At 38.8% G+C, this 17,224-nt stretch carries 13 protein-coding genes; 11 read left to right on the top strand and 2 right to left on the bottom strand.

What is annotated here, in order from left to right:
• Nucleotides 1-768 precede the first annotated feature (768 nt).
• From HDF25_RS13600 to HDF25_RS13550, 11 genes are all read left to right on the top strand, one after another.
• A complete protein-coding gene (locus HDF25_RS13600; RefSeq protein WP_184625552.1) occupies nucleotides 769-1,698 on the top strand; it encodes an outer membrane protein assembly factor BamD in 930 nt (309 codons plus the stop codon).
• The gene (locus tag HDF25_RS13595; RefSeq protein WP_184625550.1) at nucleotides 1,698-2,024 is read left to right on the top strand and encodes a DNA-directed RNA polymerase subunit omega; all 327 of its coding nucleotides are present in this window, start codon (nucleotides 1,698-1,700) and stop codon (nucleotides 2,022-2,024) included. Before HDF25_RS13600 ends, HDF25_RS13595 begins: the two co-directional genes overlap by 1 nt.
• Nucleotides 2,025-2,070: 46 nt before the next feature.
• Nucleotides 2,071-3,270, top strand: a complete 1,200-nt coding sequence (gene coaBC, locus HDF25_RS13590) for a bifunctional phosphopantothenoylcysteine decarboxylase/phosphopantothenate--cysteine ligase CoaBC (RefSeq protein WP_184625548.1) — start codon at nucleotides 2,071-2,073, stop codon at nucleotides 3,268-3,270.
• On the top strand, nucleotides 3,267-4,166 hold the full coding sequence (locus tag HDF25_RS13585) for a DUF4835 family protein (protein ID WP_184625546.1): 900 nt from the start codon (nucleotides 3,267-3,269) through the stop codon (nucleotides 4,164-4,166). Before coaBC ends, HDF25_RS13585 begins: the two co-directional genes overlap by 4 nt.
• 87 nt (nucleotides 4,167-4,253) lie before the next feature.
• Nucleotides 4,254-4,637 carry a BlaI/MecI/CopY family transcriptional regulator gene (locus HDF25_RS13580; protein ID WP_184625544.1) on the top strand — a complete coding sequence of 128 codons (384 nt, stop codon included), beginning with the start codon at nucleotides 4,254-4,256 and terminating at the stop codon, nucleotides 4,635-4,637.
• 4 nt (nucleotides 4,638-4,641) lie between these two features.
• Nucleotides 4,642-6,396, top strand: a complete 1,755-nt coding sequence (locus HDF25_RS13575; protein WP_184625542.1) for a M56 family metallopeptidase — start codon at nucleotides 4,642-4,644, stop codon at nucleotides 6,394-6,396.
• A 109-nt stretch (nucleotides 6,397-6,505) separates the two neighbouring features.
• Complete coding sequence (recN, locus tag HDF25_RS13570) at nucleotides 6,506-8,167, top strand: DNA repair protein RecN (protein WP_184625540.1); 1,662 nt, start codon at nucleotides 6,506-6,508, stop codon at nucleotides 8,165-8,167.
• A gap of 37 nt (nucleotides 8,168-8,204) precedes the next feature.
• Nucleotides 8,205-9,026, top strand: coding sequence for an enoyl-ACP reductase (locus HDF25_RS13565; protein ID WP_184625538.1), 822 nt, complete (start codon nucleotides 8,205-8,207; stop codon nucleotides 9,024-9,026).
• 82 nt (nucleotides 9,027-9,108) lie between these two features.
• Nucleotides 9,109-10,338 carry a carboxypeptidase-like regulatory domain-containing protein gene (locus HDF25_RS13560; protein WP_184625536.1) on the top strand — a complete coding sequence of 410 codons (1,230 nt, stop codon included), beginning with the start codon at nucleotides 9,109-9,111 and terminating at the stop codon, nucleotides 10,336-10,338.
• Nucleotides 10,339-10,379: 41 nt separating this feature from the next.
• A complete protein-coding gene (locus tag HDF25_RS13555) occupies nucleotides 10,380-11,453 on the top strand; it encodes a PA0069 family radical SAM protein (RefSeq protein WP_184625534.1) in 1,074 nt (357 codons plus the stop codon).
• 68 nt (nucleotides 11,454-11,521) lie between these two features.
• Nucleotides 11,522-13,114: a hypothetical protein gene (locus HDF25_RS13550; RefSeq protein ID WP_184625532.1), complete on the top strand. Its 1,593-nt coding sequence runs from the start codon at nucleotides 11,522-11,524 to the stop codon at nucleotides 13,112-13,114.
• Between the two features lie 18 nt (nucleotides 13,115-13,132).
• On the opposite strand, the gene HDF25_RS13545 is transcribed toward HDF25_RS13550, so the two are convergent.
• Both HDF25_RS13545 and HDF25_RS13540 read right to left on the bottom strand, forming a co-directional pair.
• Complete coding sequence (locus HDF25_RS13545; RefSeq protein WP_184625530.1) at nucleotides 13,133-14,578, bottom strand: TlpA family protein disulfide reductase; 1,446 nt, start codon at nucleotides 14,576-14,578, stop codon at nucleotides 13,133-13,135.
• 96 nt (nucleotides 14,579-14,674) lie between these two features.
• Nucleotides 14,675-17,215 (bottom strand): ATP-dependent Clp protease ATP-binding subunit, encoded by a 2,541-nt coding sequence (locus HDF25_RS13540; RefSeq protein ID WP_184625528.1) that lies wholly within the window; start codon nucleotides 17,213-17,215, stop codon nucleotides 14,675-14,677.
• Nucleotides 17,216-17,224 lie beyond the last annotated feature (9 nt).

The following is a 17,224-nucleotide window of genomic DNA, read 5'->3' as shown; positions in this document are numbered from 1 at the left end:
AAAACTCCTATTTTCACATCCTTTCAATCTTCTTCTTCTTTATCCTTTTCAAGTTTCCCTTCCTCCGAAGCGGGATGCAAAAGTAGGAAAATTATACCGTCCTCCAAACATTACACCACTATTATTTGTATTAAAACACTAATACGCTGGTTTTCAACTATAAAAATTTCAACACACTTAACACCGAGCTAACATTAACTTAATTTCAGCCCGGCAGATCAGGAAAATCAGCCCAAGCCCCTCCTCTTATATACTATATACCTGTGGCTCGGGTCAGCCTGCAGTCAGCCTTTGGATAGAACTATCGCTGACATACTGATACTACATAGTGAGTCCATACATTTCAACTAGTTCAAATACATGGACTGGCCATAGACCAACAACGTGCCCATACTGGCTCAGTCTCCACCAGTACCCGAACACCACCCGACTACAACCCTATTCATATACTATATAGTGTAGTCTGTTTTAAGAAGTCACATCGCAGCAATAATTTCCTGATATAACGTTATATATATGATACGTTTTAATCAGGTCATTCCAGGAAACTCCAAATCGGTTGTTTTAAAAACAAATTGACCAGCTGCAATGACAAGGAATAATTGCCCTCCCGGGTTCTTCTTTTACTATTTATGAAGGCGATTAGGGCCTTTACACGATTTATTTGTTAAAATATGTTAACAGCTTGACTTATAAAAAGGCTTTATATAGCTTAGCGGTCGATTATTTTTAATTGACGTTATCGTATTATTAACTTATCTTTGCACAATGTTTAAAATTAAACACGTTTTTATACTAACTTTTACTGTAATTGCCCTGAGTATTGCAGGTTGCAAAAGCCGTTTTGAGAAAATCAGGCTCAGCAATGATGTAGCCAAAAAATATCAGGAGGCAATTAAACTATATAACAAGAAGGATTATTCAAAAGCCCTTATCTTATTTGAAGATCTTTCCCAGAAATATAGAGGAAGAGCGGAAGCAGAAGATTTGAATTATTACTACGCTTATACGTTATACAGACTAAAAGATTACACTACTGCGCGTTATCAGTTCAAGTACTTCGCGGATACTTATCCAACCAGTAAAAATGCTGAAGAATGCCGGTACATGGGTGCTTATTGCTATTATCTTGACTCTCCGGAATTCCACCTGGAGCAGGAAAATACTTATAAAGCAATTGATGCCTTACAATTATTCATCAACTTATATCCAAAAAGTGAACGTGTAGCACAGGCAAGTCAGTATATTAATGACCTGCGTGCAAAACTGGAATTAAAAGCTTATACCAACGCAAGATTATACTATGATCTGGGCGGATATGATCTATCTTACTATAAATCTTCAGTAATTGCTTTGAAAAATGCGGAAATCGATTTCCCGGATATCAAGTATATTGAAGAAATGGATCTGTTAATTGTGAAATCACAATATTCATATGCTAAAAACAGTTATCCGTTCCGTCAGGAAGACAGATACAATGAAGCTATCGGATATGCGAATGATTTTATGGAAGCACATCCTGAAAGTAAATACCTTGCTGAAGTAAAAACACTGAAAACAAACAGCGAAGAAGGAATAGCAAATGCAAAACAAATCATGGCGCAGGATGCTAAACTAACCGCAAAATATAAAGCATTAATGGAAAAAGATGCAAAAAAAGACAGTACTAGTAATACGACTAAAACCCCCAACCCATAATGAATACGAATAAACCCGCAATACCAAATACTACGGTAACAAGAAATGTAAACGATTTAGATCAAAAGACCCACAATATTTATGAGTCTTTAGTGATTATTTCTAAAAGGGCTAATCAGATTTCTAATAACATGAAAGAGGAGTTACATGGCAAATTAGCTGAGTTTGCTTCTTCTAATGATAACCTGGAAGAGATTTTCGAAAACAGAGAGCAAATTGAAATCAGTAAGCATTATGAGCGCATGCCTAAGCCTAGCCTTATTGCAATTGATGAATTTCTGAATGATAAAATTTACCACAGAAATCCAGCTAAAGATTCACTATAATTCCGGCATAGGTATTAAATCGCATAAACATTTGCATTAATAAACCATGCTCAGAAATAAAAATATCATCCTTGGCGTTTGTGGCAGTATTGCAGCCTACAAATCGGCAGTATTAGTCAGGCTACTGATTAAAGCTGGTGCAAACGTCAGGGTTATTCTTACAGCAGATGCGGCAAACTTCATTACGCCGCTTACCCTTGCTACCCTATCCAAAAATCCAGTCTATACCAGGTATTTTGAAGAAGAAACCGGCGTATGGAGTAATCATGTTGAATTAGGCCTTTGGGCAGATTATATGATTATTGCACCAGCCAGTGCAAATACTATGGCTAAAATGGCTGGCGGACTTTGTGATAATCTGCTCAGTGCAGTTTATCTCTCTGCAAAATGCCCTGTCTTTTATGCTCCTGCAATGGATCTTGACATGTGGAAACATGAAAGTACACAAGCTAATATCAGTAAACTGACCAGTTTCGGTAATACGATGATTGCGCCAAATAATGGGGAACTGGCCAGTGGTTTACATGGTGAAGGCAGAATGGCCGAACCAGAGGAAATCGTGGCTTTTCTTACGGATACCATTAAAAAAAATCTTCCGTTGTCTGGGGTTAAGGTACTGGTCACTGCCGGCCCTACCTACGAACCTATAGATCCGGTACGTTTCATCGGTAATCATTCCTCAGGTAAAATGGGTTTTGCCCTGGCAGATCAAATGGCTGTTTTAGGTGCAGATGTGACACTGATCAGCGGACCTACAGCAGAAAAAAGTACGCAGCAGGTAACCCGGATCAATGTAACTACTGCCAGCGAAATGCTGGAAGCCTGCAAGCTCAATTTCTCTGGCACTTCAATTACAATCATGAGTGCTGCAGTAGCAGATTATACCCCTGTACATGTCGCATCGCAGAAAATCAAAAAAGCAACCGAAGAATTCAGTATTGAGCTTAAAAAGACCACCGATATCCTCGCAACCTTAGGAAAACTCAAAACCAAAGAACAGATTCTGGTGGGTTTTGCATTGGAAACGAATAATGAAGAGGAACATGCAAAAGGCAAACTGATTAAGAAAAACCTTGATCTGATTGTCCTGAATTCACTGAATGATGCCGGTGCCGGATTTCAAAAAGATACAAACAAAATTACTATCTTTAATCAGAGTCTGGAAAAAACGGTATACGAAGTAAAATCAAAAACTGAAGTTGCCAAAGATATCTGCACTGAAATATTAAAGCTGCGCATGGCATGAAAAGAATCATTACGCTCATTTTTGTCTCACTCTTCTTTGTCAAAGGTTACACCCAGGAATTAAATGCCAGGGTACAGGTTAGTGCTCCCGCAGTGCCTAACATGAATAAAAAGAATATTGAGCTGATCCAGACAACAGTACGTGATTTTCTCAATAACAATAAATGGACTAACGAGACCTACCAGCCTATTGAAAGGATTGAATGTAATCTGGTAATTACAATCAGTGCCTGGGATGGTGCATCTGGTTACAAGGCCGAAGCACAGATACAAACCAGCAGACCTGTATTTGGTACTTCCTACAACAGCACTATACTTAATCTGAGTGATAAGGATTTCGATTTCAGCTATAATGAAGGTGAACCTGTAAATTTCTCTGATCAGAACTTTCTCAGTAATCTGAGTTCCCTTCTGTCCTATTACGCTTATACAATCATCGGATTGGACAAAGACAGTTTCAGTAAATTAGGTGGTACTCCATACTATCTGAAAGCCCAGAATGTACTTAATATAGCCCAGACATCAGGAAACACAGGATGGAAAGCATATGATGGTTTGCGCAACAGATACTGGATGAATGAAAATCTGCTGGACAAAAGTTTTGAAGATCTCCGTATTTTCATCTATAACTATCATTCCAATACACTTGACCGCATCCAGGAGAATCCGACCAAAGGTGCTCAGATGCTGCTTGCCTTCTTACCCGATCTGAAACAGATGGATAAGCAAAAACTAGGTTCTATTTTCCCTAATGTCTATCTGGCAACAAAAGCAGATGAAATGGTCAATATCCTTTCTGCAGGGAATACGCAGGATAAAATCCAGGCTTACAATCTTCTCAGTGAGATTGATCCGGCCAATATCAATAAATACGAAGCGCTGAAAAAGAGCTTATAATCCCCCCTCTCTATTTTTTTTAAAATATATTTTGGATATACGAATATATTCGTACATTAGTACTACGAAACAATTCGTAAACAAGATATGTCATCACAACTTACGGCAAAGCCAACAGAGAGCGAACTGGAAATACTCCAGATATTATGGGAGAAAGGGAACTGTACAGTTAGAGAAGTGCATGAAATTCTGACTCTGAATAAAGAAGCCGGTTATACAACTACGCTTAAGCTCATGCAGATTATGCACGAAAAAGGGCTGGTTCAAAGAGATACCAGCTCAAAGACCCATATCTACAGCGCGCTGGCCAGTCAGCAAAAAACACAGCAGCATCTGGTATCCCGGTTAATTGAGAACGCTTTTAGCGGATCTGCAGCAAGTCTGGTTATGCAGGCACTCGGGAATCATACTTCGAGCAAAGACGAGATAGAAGCGATAAAAAAATACTTAAATGAACTAGAAAATAAATAATGTTATGGAAGCTTTATTAAACAATATAGTACAGGCAACCGGATGGAGTATTTTGCATTCACTGTGGCAGGGTGCCTTAATTTACGCATTGCTGATGCCAAGCCAGATGAAGATGTTTCATCTGTCAGCAAAAATTAAGTACACTTTTGCTTATACAGCAAACCTTCTTTTGTTTATAAGCTTTACCATTACCTTCTTTACGCTTTTTAAATGGCCGGCAGATCAGCAACAGGCCGCGATCAACGCAAATATGGCTTATCACCCTGCAATACTCTCTGATTCTGCCGCAGCAATTTTAACGCATTATGCGGAAAAACTGTTCCCTTATCTTGTTCTGTTTTATAGCGCAGGTCTTCTGGTACAATCATTTATCGTTATCAAAGGCTACAACAAAGTTCAGCAACTGAAAAAAGCTGCCCGGATAGCCATTCCAGAGGAATGGAATACCTTATTTAACAGTTTGATCGGCAAGATGAATATTAGTATACCTGTTACGTTTCATCTTTCGGCCCATGTTAATGTTCCGCTGGTTATCGGTTTTCTTAAACCCGTTGTTCTTTTCCCGGTGGCACTGGCTGCCCAAATGGAGATGAAACAGGTAGAGGCTATCCTGATCCATGAACTCTCCCATATCAGAAGAAACGATTATATGTTCAACCTGATCAGAACGATGATCGAAACAATCCTGTTTTTCAATCCGTTTGTATGGCTGACAGGTAAATTTATAGATATCGAGCGGGAACATGCCTGCGATGATCTGGTTGTGAAACTAACACATACCCCATTAACCTATGCCCATGCCCTTTTGCAACTGGAATTACTGGCTGATCAGAGTTCTCCGGTATTTGCACTGGCGGCAACAGGAAAAAACCAACACCTTTATCAACGCATTAAAAGAATCACAGATATGAAAACGAGCTATATGAATTCAAAACAGAAGCTTTTTGCCGTAACACTTACACTGGCAACTATAGTTTCCCTGGCCTGGATCAATCCTGCAAAAAGTGAAAAGACCAGAAAAAATTTAAATGTATTACCACTGGTATCTGTCGCTGCCCCTGCTATCCAGCTTCCTATAGATACTGGTAAAAAGAAAACAAAAAAAGTTATCATTAAAAATGTGGATGCACCAGCTGTAATGATGATCAGACTTGATACTACAGTTGCTAATCCTGAAGTATCCGTAAAAAGCATTTCAATAGATCCGAAAGTGACTACCAATCTTGAAACAGATTCAGTTTTAAGTCCAGAATTGAGTACTTCTATCAGTAATTTCACAGTAAATATCAAGGACATGGTCTTGTCTGGCCTCAATGGGGATCAGGCTAAGCTGGCCAAACTAAGTGCCGAGATGGAGAAAAGAGGCAATGAAATGCAAAAGAAATTTGATTCTCCCCAGCAGAAAGCTAAATGGGAAAAGATGGCAGCAGAGATGAAAGCCAAATATGATAACCCGAAAGAACGTGCCAGACTAGAAAAACTTGGCAAAGAGATGCAGCTTAAGTTTAATTCACCTGCACAAATGGAAAAGATGAAAAAATTGCAGGTCCTGGCAAAAGTACAAGCCGAAAAAGCACAAAAAATGATGATTAGTCCTGAGTTCAGGCAAGCAATGCAGATCAGGTTTGATTATGCACTCAATGCGAATGATGATCAGCAAAAGATCAAACAAACTCCCGAGTACCAGCAGCTGAAAAAGAAGTTTGATGAAGATGTAGAAAAGTTAAAAGCTAAAGAACTCCAAAAAAATAACAATTAAAATCAGGTTAACACACAGATAACCTTAACGGCAGAAGAAAATCTTCTGCCGTTTTTTGTTCAGAAAGAATAAACGCCGGTCGTAAAGTTTTCATATTTTAGCAATCAATATGCTACAGAAACTTTCTATACGTAACTATGCACTGATCGACAGTGTGGATTTGAAACTTGATCAGGGTTTGAATATCATTACAGGAGAAACCGGTGCAGGAAAATCTATTATGCTGGGTGCATTATCCCTGATTCTGGGACAGCGGGCAGAAACAAAATACTTTTTCAATCAGGCAAAAAAATGTGTCATAGAAGGTCAGTTTAAACTCTCCGGTTCCGGGCTGCAACTTTATTTCGAAGAGTTCGACCTGGATTTTCAGGAAGAAAGTATATTAAGAAGAGAGATTTCTATTGATGGAAAATCAAGGGCTTTCATCAATGATACTCCGGTAACCCTGGCTGTCATGAAACAAATCGGAGAAAAACTGATTGATATTCATTCACAGCATGCCACTTCAGAAGTGAATGATCCCGGTTTTCAATTATCGGTAGTTGATACCTTATCGGATCACCTGCCTCTGCTCACTCAATACAGACAGAAGTTTAAAGAATATAAAAAGAGCCTGCAGCATCTGATCAACTTGCAGACATCGGCCGATGAGGCCAGAAGCAAACAGGATTATGAACAATTTTTGTTTAATGAACTGGAAAATGCAAATCTGCAAAGCGGAGAACAGGCTGCACTGGAAATAGAGATAGAGGCACTAAACCATGCCGAAAGCATTAAAAGAGGTTTACTGAATGGCCATGTTTTACTCGCTGGCGAAGAAACTGCCGTATTACCTATCTTAAAGGAAGTAATTAATCAGATCCAGGGTATAGAGAAATTCAGTCCGGCATACAGTGCCATGAATGAACGCTTACGTTCTGCTTTGATTGAAATTAAAGATATCGCAGAGGAAACGATCGTACTGGAGGAAAATATTGTTTTCAGTCCGGCCAGGATTGATGAAATTAATACCAGACTGGATACACTCTACAGCTTACAACAAAAACACAGGGTAACTTCTGTCGATGAATTGCTTGCTATCCAGGCTGAGCTTTCAGATAATCTGAATACACTTTTAAACAGTGATGAAGAGATTGAACGTTTGATTTCTGCGATCAACAAGCTGAAAATCGAACTGGAAAAAATAGCTGATACTTTATCCAAAAACAGGACTAAGTCAATCAGTGTCGCTCAAAAACAGGTAGGCGAAATATTAGTTCGCGTGGGAATGCCTAATGCCAAAATTAAAATTGAGCAGACAGTCGTAGAGAACCTGAACAAGGATGGTAAGGATATGATCTCCTTATTATTCTCGGCAAATGCCGGACAGGCACCAGCTCCGGTTGGGAAAGTAGCTTCGGGTGGGGAATTATCCCGCTTAATGCTGGCTATAAAATCTATTATTTCAAAACATACTTCATTACCAACTCTGATTTTTGATGAAATCGATACGGGAATTTCGGGCGAAACTGCCCTTCGTGTAGGTGATGTCATCGGCGAGCTGGAACAGAATATGCAAGTAATCTGTATTACGCATCTTCCGCAAATTGCCGCCAAAGGAGAAGCACATTATTTTGTTTATAAAAAAGAGGAGTCTGAACGGACAACCACAGGAATACGCAGACTTGATCACCAGGAACGCATTCTGGCCATTGCAGAAATGCTAAGTGGTAAAAATCCTGGAGAATCTGCTTTAAAAAATGCGCAGGATTTATTAAGTTTCAAAGATTAAGAGGCTAATCATCGAATATCACAACTAAGAAAAAAATATGTATAATTTATTAAAAGGTAAACGAGGTATCATTACTGGTGCTTTGGATGAAAATTCTATTGCATGGAAAGTTGCAGAAAAAGCTCACGAAGAAGGTGCAACATTCGTTTTAACCAATGCTCCGATCGCTATGCGTATGGGAGAAATCAACAAACTGGCAGAAAAGACAAACTCTCAGATCGTTCCTGCCGATGCAACCAGTGTAGAAGATCTGACTAATTTATATATCCAGGCACAGGAAATACTAGGTGGTAAAATTGATTTTGTTTTACATTCTATCGGTATGAGTGTTAACATCCGTAAGAAGATACCTTATACTGACCTGAACTACGATTACTTCCAGAAAGGAATCGATGTATCTGCTTTGTCATTGCATAAAATGCTTGCTGTTGCCAAGAAACTGGATGCAATCAATGAAGGTGGAAGTGTGGTTGCCCTGACTTATATGGCTGCACAAAGAACTTATCCTTTCTATACGGATATGGCTGATATTAAAGCTATGCTGGAATCTATCGCCAGAAGTTTTGGTTATCATTACGGCGTTGAGAAAAAAGTGCGTATCAATACAGTATCTCAGTCACCAACTAAAACAACAGCTGGTACTGGAATTAAAGGATTTGGCGATTTTTATGATTTTGCCGATTCAGTTGCACCATTGGGAAATGCAGATGCAGCCTCATGTGCAGATTATTGTATCACGCTTTTCTCTGATCTGACCCGTATGGTTACGATGCAAAACCTGTTTCATGATGGCGGTTACTCCTCTACCGGAGTGAGTGATGACGTTATGCATAAACTAGGTGTCGACACCGAAGGATAAATTAACTTTTTTTAACATTTTAAAAGCCCTTTAAGGGCTTTTTTTATTGCAAAATAACTTGAATATCAGTTAAATTAGCTCCATGATTAAATATCTCCTCGGGACGGTTTTACTTTTGTTATTCTGCCTGAATACGCATGCACAGAAATTGTATTCGATTAACGGACAGGTAAAGGATAAAAAAGGAGAAACACTCCCCGGAGCGGGTATCTATCTGAGCGGATATACCACCGCTACAGTAACCAATCAGGATGGCCAGTTCAGTCTCGGAAAAATAAAGCCAGGCTCCTATGAAGTCGTGGTTCAAATGATTGGTTATCTGCCTTATAGTAAAAGTGTAATTATATCTGATCAGTCAGTCAACATCTCGATTACGCTCGCCGAAAATACCATACAACTGAACGAGGTAGTGATCAGCGCCGATCCGAACAGGGCTAAAAATCTCAAGGTGTTCGAGGACTATTTTATCGGAAAAACACCCAATTCTGCAAAATGCAAGATCTTAAATCCACAGGTATTGTATATTAAATACGATGGAGATGCCAAAGTCCTCAGTGTAACTACCAATGAGTTTTTGATAGTTGAAAATAAAGCACTAGGCTACCGGCTTAAATACATGCTTAACCTTTTCGAATACAATTACAATACGAGGATCGTTTATTTTTCCGGACTCCCAGTGTTTGAAGATCTTAAAGGTTCTGGCAGAAAGAGAAAAACGTGGTTGGCTAACCGCGAGATAGCCTATGCCGGTTCACCGCAGCATTTTTTCCAGTCCTTATATCAGAATAAGGTGGAGGAAAATGGGTTTATCATCTATAAACGGATTAAAACAAAAAATCCGAACAGACCTCCTGACAGTTATATCTATACGACTAAGGAGCGTTTACTCAAGAAAATGCATGGCTCTAGTATGATCGGTTCTGTCATCAGTGATTCGTTATTACTGATGCAACGTTTACAGGATATGCCAAAGGAATTTACTTCTCTGGATATGTCGGGCGTAGCCACTGATACACTGGTCAAAAGTATCTATCCCAATATGAAAACGATTAATTACAAGGATGAACTTTATGTCATGTATACAAAAGAGGAAGAAAGTATCGCATATTCCAATTCGGGACATTATGTAATGAGGCCATTAACCATTCCTAATTATGAAATTTCTGTGGTGAGTATGATTAAAGGGCCGGTAAGTTTTTATCCCAACGGAGCTATTCACGATTCCAGAGCCATATTGTTTGAAGGTTTCTGGGCCTATGAGAAGATCGGAGATATGGTCCCCATGGACTACATCCCTATGAGCAAAAGATAAATTCATTTTTTTAATTACTAATATTTTTAGTAATTTTAAACATGATAGCAGAGGAAAAGTCAGAAGAGCAATATTTGAAAGGCAGAGGTGCGCAATTTAACCCGCACAACCATTTTTTAGCCCATTCTTATGTTCGGGAACACGTTGAAGGGATTGATGACTGGGAGAACGAAAATAATAAAACCAGCTTCATTATCGGAAAGTCTAAATCTATTGTCAATAAAGTAGATAGTCCGGATGTGGGTATGGCCTACTCCCTGAATCCATACCAGGGCTGCGAACATGGCTGTACCTATTGTTATGCCAGAAATGCACATGAATACTGGGGTTTCAGTGCTGGCCTCGACTTCGAAAGAAAGATCATTGTTAAAAAGGATGCCCCATTGCTCTTCAAAAAATTCCTGGAACGCAAAGGCTGGGATGCAACTACCATCTCACTCTCTGGCAATACAGACTGTTATCAGCCTGCGGAACGGGAATACAAACTTACCCGTCAGCTGCTGGAGATTGCACTGGCCTACAGGCAGCCTATTGGATTGATTACAAAAAATTCCCTCATCCTCCGTGATCTTGATATCCTGCAGGAAATGGCTAAACTCAATCTCTGCCTGGCTTATGTATCCATCAATAGCTTGAATGAAAAACTCAGAGCGAAAATGGAACCACGTACAACAACGATAAAACAACGGTTAAGGGTCGTTGAGGAACTGAGTAAAGCTGGTATTCCAACAGGAGTTATGGTTGCTCCGCTGGTACCCGGACTGAGTGATCACGAAATTCCGGCGATCCTGAAGACCATTGCCGGTTGTGGTGCAACCAGTGCGGGTTACACTGTTGTCAGATTAAACGGGGCCATAGGGCCGATCTTTGAAGATTGGTTACGTCAGAATTTCCCTGACAGATTTGACAAGGTCTGGCATATGATCCAGTCCTGCCATGGCGGACAGGTCAATGACAGCCGGTTTGGAGAAAGAATGAAAGGTGATGGTCAGATTGCCAAAATAATTAATGATACTTTCAAACTGCATTGCAGGATCAATAAACTCAATACTAAAACCTTCCGGCTGGATTCTAGTTTATTTACTGTCCCCAAAGCGCAAATGAGTTTATTCTAAGCTTATCGCCTTAGCTAAAATAAAAAATGAGTTATATTGCTGGACAATAAACAATTTTAATACGGAGTATGCTGCCCTTTATCAGAAAACACCTTCCTATCACCTTACTTCCTTTTTGTATCATACTGATGTTCTCTGTGGCCAGCGCGCAGGAAAACAAAATCGCAGGTCTTTATCAGTACTCACAAAATGAAGCTGTGATACAGCTCTATCTCTCACCAGGTAATCGTTTTGCCATGGCACTGGAATATGGAGCAACTAATCTGGAAATAAGAGGGAAATATATCCTGAAAGGGGATTCTGTATACCTGGAACAGGATAAAACAGAGCAAACTTTTTTTGATATCCATGCGGCTTATAACCCAGCCATCCCCGAGGGTAAAAGAATCGTTTACAATTACCGGCCAGAGTTTGTCAATACGATGTTCTCTATTGGTAAAACCTATAATATCACTACTATAAGCTCTCCTGGTCTGAACCGCGAGGATAACAACTGGAGTGAAAAGGATATCACTTTAAACAAGGAGGATAAACTTTGGTTATATACACCAAATAACCCGCATATGGTCGAAGAATATCTATTACCGGAGAAATATAATGAGCTTAATATTGTACCTGATCTTTTGCTGATTAACCAGTTTAAATTGCCTCGTAAAATGAAAGCTGCATTTAATGTACAAAAAGATCTGCTTATCGAACTTAAGCCAGGATCAGAGGCCCTTCTGTTTAAACATTCTACCGACCTTTTAACTGAAACAGAGCGCCTGGGACTAGAGAAACCATTACCGATGAAACCTTTACACACAAAAAATGTAAGCTATACGACACTAAAGGTAAACCGGCAGTTTGAAGACAAGAATACAGATACGCTGACTATTATAGATGAAGAACTGCCTAATACAGGAAATCAGTCTTCGAAGAAATCCGGGACATTAGAAAAATATGATGGGGCATTCGCCGGTCATGACGAAGCAACTACTACAGCAATCTGGTTCAGACTGGAAAGACTAAATTTTGTGTCGAAGATCAGTCCAAAAAATCCGGCAAAAGGAGAGCCAGAAGAAATAGGGGTTGACGGCACTTTCAAATTAAAGAATGACACTGCTTACCTGACAAGTAAATCGACTTATGATGAGATCAGACTTTATGCAAGGGAAAATGAGAAGATTAAAAAAGGACAATTAAAAATAATTTTCCCTGCAGCAGAAAAATCAAAAATACGGTTCAAATCTGGTCATAATTATACTTCATCAGTGAATTACTCTAAATCAACAGATTTTATCAAGGTCAATGATACTACGCTTAGTTGCACTCTGAATAAAACAGATAGCCTGTGGGTTGCTTACACTGAGAAAGGGCCTCATATCTACACTTATACCTTCGATAATCCACTGACCAGCCCTTACAATGAAATCATCATCGCCCCTGGGCGGTATAAGGCTTTCAATATGGTTGAGTGTCCGGTTTATCAAAATAAAGAAGGGCAATTGTTTCTCAACCGGAATAAAAAGTCTACCCTTCAAATGCTGCCAGCTAATCAACAGACCGATATGGAAGACTTTACCACTCCTCCAAATGATTTCTTCAGGATAGACAATGGGCCCATTTTTGACGAACTGGAGCGAAAAGGGGTGTTCATTGATCCGGGATTAAAAAAATAGCATCAAACCACTACCATTTTAGTTTTTTACTAATCCCATTAATTTCTGAAGAAGTAATGGAGAAGAAGGTCTTTCTTCAAAAGGTGTAATCATATTACCTTCATTATCAATTAGGATATATCTTGGGACCGTATTGATGAAGTATTTATTACTAAAATCAGATTTATTATTGGTTAATATAGCATTTGTTCCACTAATTGGGTTTGATTTAATATATTTTTTCAGCTCATTAATATCATTATCCAGATATAGATTTAAAAAAATAATATTATCAGCCTTTTTAAATTGATCAGCAATCTTATTTATGTTTTTCAACTCTTCTACCGAATTATGGCAAGCTAAAGTCCAAACGTTAATAAAAACACTTTTACCTTTAAACTGTTCAAGGGTTATCTTTTTCTCATTAATATCTAGCATATCAATTTGAGGAGCTTTCTTTCCAGTACCAATTTCCTTTAATGCTGAATATTTTTCTGTTGCGACATTCAAGTACTTTGTATTTTGAAAAGTAGTTTGAGCAATTTTAACTTTTTCATTGAAAGCAGAGTCGAAGCCAAGGTCAAGTAAGCCTAAAAGGATCTGCGTTGTTAAAAATTGTGCAACCTCTTTGTCCTTGAATAAAGTAGTTGATAAAAGGAACTTCTCATTGAAAAAATTTAGTTGTTCTTCTTTTATGCTCATTTCTTTTGCGGCGGTGCTTCGTTTAATCAGACTGCTTGTGTATCTGGACAAAAGGTCAACGTAGTTCTTAGATAATAATCCATACTGATTATTTATGGAGATGTCTTCTGGTAAGTTACTGAAATGATATAGTGCAGGATTCTTTTCTTTCGTGAAATAATAGTGATAATCGGGATAATTCACCTTTCTAATGAACAGCAGAGAAGATATATCTGCTGAATCGTATTCTTTAAATCTATTATCAACCGTTGATGAAAAGGAATATTTCTTCCTGAGCGCAGTTATTTCAGAGCTAATAAGTTCGTTAAATGAACCAAATTTCTCAGGTGACATAGAATAAATATCCTTAATATCCATCGGCGTCAAAATGTCTAACTTATCTTTTTTTTCTGCCAGGTACTTATTGACATTTGAATAAGATCCCCCATAATTGAATACAGGTTTATTGCCTTTGTAGGTTATTGTAACGGAAGTTTTGCTCCCTTTATCAATATAAATCGGGTAGATCGAACTTTTACAAGTAATGTAGATTATTGAAGGGGAACTGCATTTAATTCTGATTATCTCGTTGTTCTTTTTAGGAATTCCCGAGTATAATATTTTTTCCTCTCCATTATTTATAGGCTCGTTCGTGCTTAAGTATATTTTATCAACTAAATCCAAAGGAGTATTAATTCGAATTTCTGCATAATCAATGTTATATGAAGATGAAGCAGAGTAGTAATTAAGCCCTACTAAAAGGAAGGTCAAGAGTAAAGTCCTGATGGTTGTAATTAGTTTCATGAAATGAGAAAAAGTTGAGAGACTACTTTAGTATTGTAAAAACAAAAAAAAGGCTGTCCTTTGGAGACAGCCTCATTATATAATTACCCGAAGGATTTATTCCACACTTCCTTCTTCTTTTTTCTTCTTTTTACCCGGGCTTCTATTCTCTACTACAATCAGATCAGTCTCTTTATTGTAGTCAATTTCAAGCGTATCTCCGTCATTGATTTCACCCTTCAGGATTTCCTCAGCAATCGGATCTTCCAGATATTTTTGTATTGCACGTTTCAACGGACGGGCACCGAAGTTAATGTCAAAACCTTTGTCAGCAATAAAGTCTTTTGCTCTTTCGGTTAACTTCACTTCGTAACCCAGTGTATGCACACGGCCAAACAAAGATTTAAGTTCTATATCAATGATTTTGAAGATTTCTTCTTTACCTAAAGTATTGAATACAACCACATCATCCACACGGTTTAAGAACTCAGGAGCGAAAGCACGTTTCAAGGCATTTTCGATCACTCCTCTTGAATGCGCATCTACCTGATTAGTTTTAGCATTGGTAGAGAAACCTATACCCTGACCAAAATCTTTCAGCTGACGTGCACCAATGTTTGAAGTCATAATGATGATCGTATTTCTGAAATCGACTTTACGTCCCAAACTATCAGTCAGCTGACCTTCATCCAATACCTGTAACAGGATATTAAACACATCAGGGTGAGCTTTTTCAATCTCATCCAACAGGATTACTGCATAAGGTTTACGACGAACTTTCTCAGTTAACTGACCACCTTCTTCGTAACCTACATATCCCGGAGGCGCTCCCACTAAACGGGAAACAGCAAATTTCTCCATGTACTCACTCATGTCAATCTGGATCAGTGAATCGTCACTGTCAAACATGAATCTCGCCAGTTCCTTAGCCAGCTCAGTTTTACCTACCCCTGTAGGGCCCAGGAAAATAAATGAACCAATTGGCTTTTTAGGATCTTTTAATCCTGCTCTTGTACGCTGAATAGCCTTACTTAATTTTTTGATCGCATCGTCCTGACCAATAATTTTGGTAGCAATAGTATCATACATATTCAGCAGTTTCACGCTGTCTGTCTGACCTACACGTTGTAAAGGAATACCAGTCATCATGGAAACAACCTCTGCAACATTATCCTCAGTTACGGTGTAACGTTTGGTTTTAGTTTCAGCTTCCCATTCTGTTTTTGCACGATCCAGCTCTTCCAAAAGATTTTTCTCTGTATCTCTCAGTTTCGCCGCTTCCTCATATTTCTGGCTTTTTACTACCTTATTTTTCTCAATCTTGATATTTTCAATTTTGTTTTCAATATCAATGATGTTTTCAGGAACGTGGATATTTGTCAAATGCACTCTTGAACCTGCTTCATCCAGTGCGTCAATAGCTTTGTCCGGAAGGAACCTGTCAGTAATGTATCTTGTCGTTAAAGCAACACAGGCATTTATTGCCTCATTTGTGTAAGTAACACCATGGTGCTCCTCATATTTTTCTTTAATACGATTTAATATTTCGATAGTCTCATCTGGTGAGGCTGGTTCGATCATTACTTTTTGGAAACGACGGTCTAATGCGCCATCTTTCTCAATATACTGACGGTATTCATCCAGGGTAGTTGCTCCGATACATTGTATTTCTCCCCTTGCCAAAGCAGGTTTGAACATATTGGATGCATCCAGGGAACCTGAAGCTCCACCAGCACCAACAATAGTATGGATCTCATCAATGAATAAAATTACATCAGTTGATTTTTCCAGTTCGTTCATAACTGCCTTCATGCGTTCCTCAAACTGTCCGCGATATTTAGTTCCTGCAACCAAAGAAGCAAGATCTAAAGTAACCACACGTTTGTTGAAAAGCACTCTTGATACCTTACGCTGAACAATACGCAGTGCAAGACCTTCAGCAATAGCTGATTTACCTACACCCGGCTCACCAATCAGAATAGGGTTATTCTTTTTACGACGGGAAAGAATTTGAGAAACACGCTCAATCTCTTTTTCACGCCCTACGATAGGATCCAGACGACCTTCTTCTGCAGCTTTTGTTAAGTCTCTTCCAAAATTATCCAGAACCGGGGTTTTAGATTTAATATCAGATACTTTTTTCGGACTGCTGAAACTTTCCTCTTCACGATAATCATCATCACCACCTGTAGAAGCGCTTCCCTGAGTTTCATCTCTGAAGCCGTTTTTATTTACTTCTACTTCCTGCTTGAAGATTTCGTAATTGATGCTGTATTGTAATAATATCTGAGAAGCGATATTATCATCATCGCGAAGGATGGACAACAACAGGTGTTCTGTTCCAATCAAATCACTTTTGAAGATTTTAGCTTCAAGATAAGTGATTTTTAATACTTTTTCGGCCTGTTTAGTTAAAGGGATATTTCCCAGGTTAACTGTCACACTGGATGTACCCCTTACTGCCTCCTCAATTGAGCGGCGCAATTTAGATGTATCAACCCCCAGCGATTTCAATATTTTGATAGCCATTCCATCGCCTTCGCGAATCAGACCTAACAAAAGATGCTCAGCGCCTATATAATCATGACCTAATCTCAGGGCTTCTTCCCTGCTAAACGAAATCACGTCTTTTACTTGTGGTGAAAATTTAGCTTCCATAATATACCT

It is taken from the genome of Pedobacter cryoconitis, from assembly GCF_014207135.1.
In the GTDB taxonomy this organism is placed as follows: Bacteria; Bacteroidota; Bacteroidia; order Sphingobacteriales; family Sphingobacteriaceae; genus Pedobacter; species Pedobacter cryoconitis_D.
This window is presented reverse-complemented; position numbering and strand designations above follow the sequence as displayed.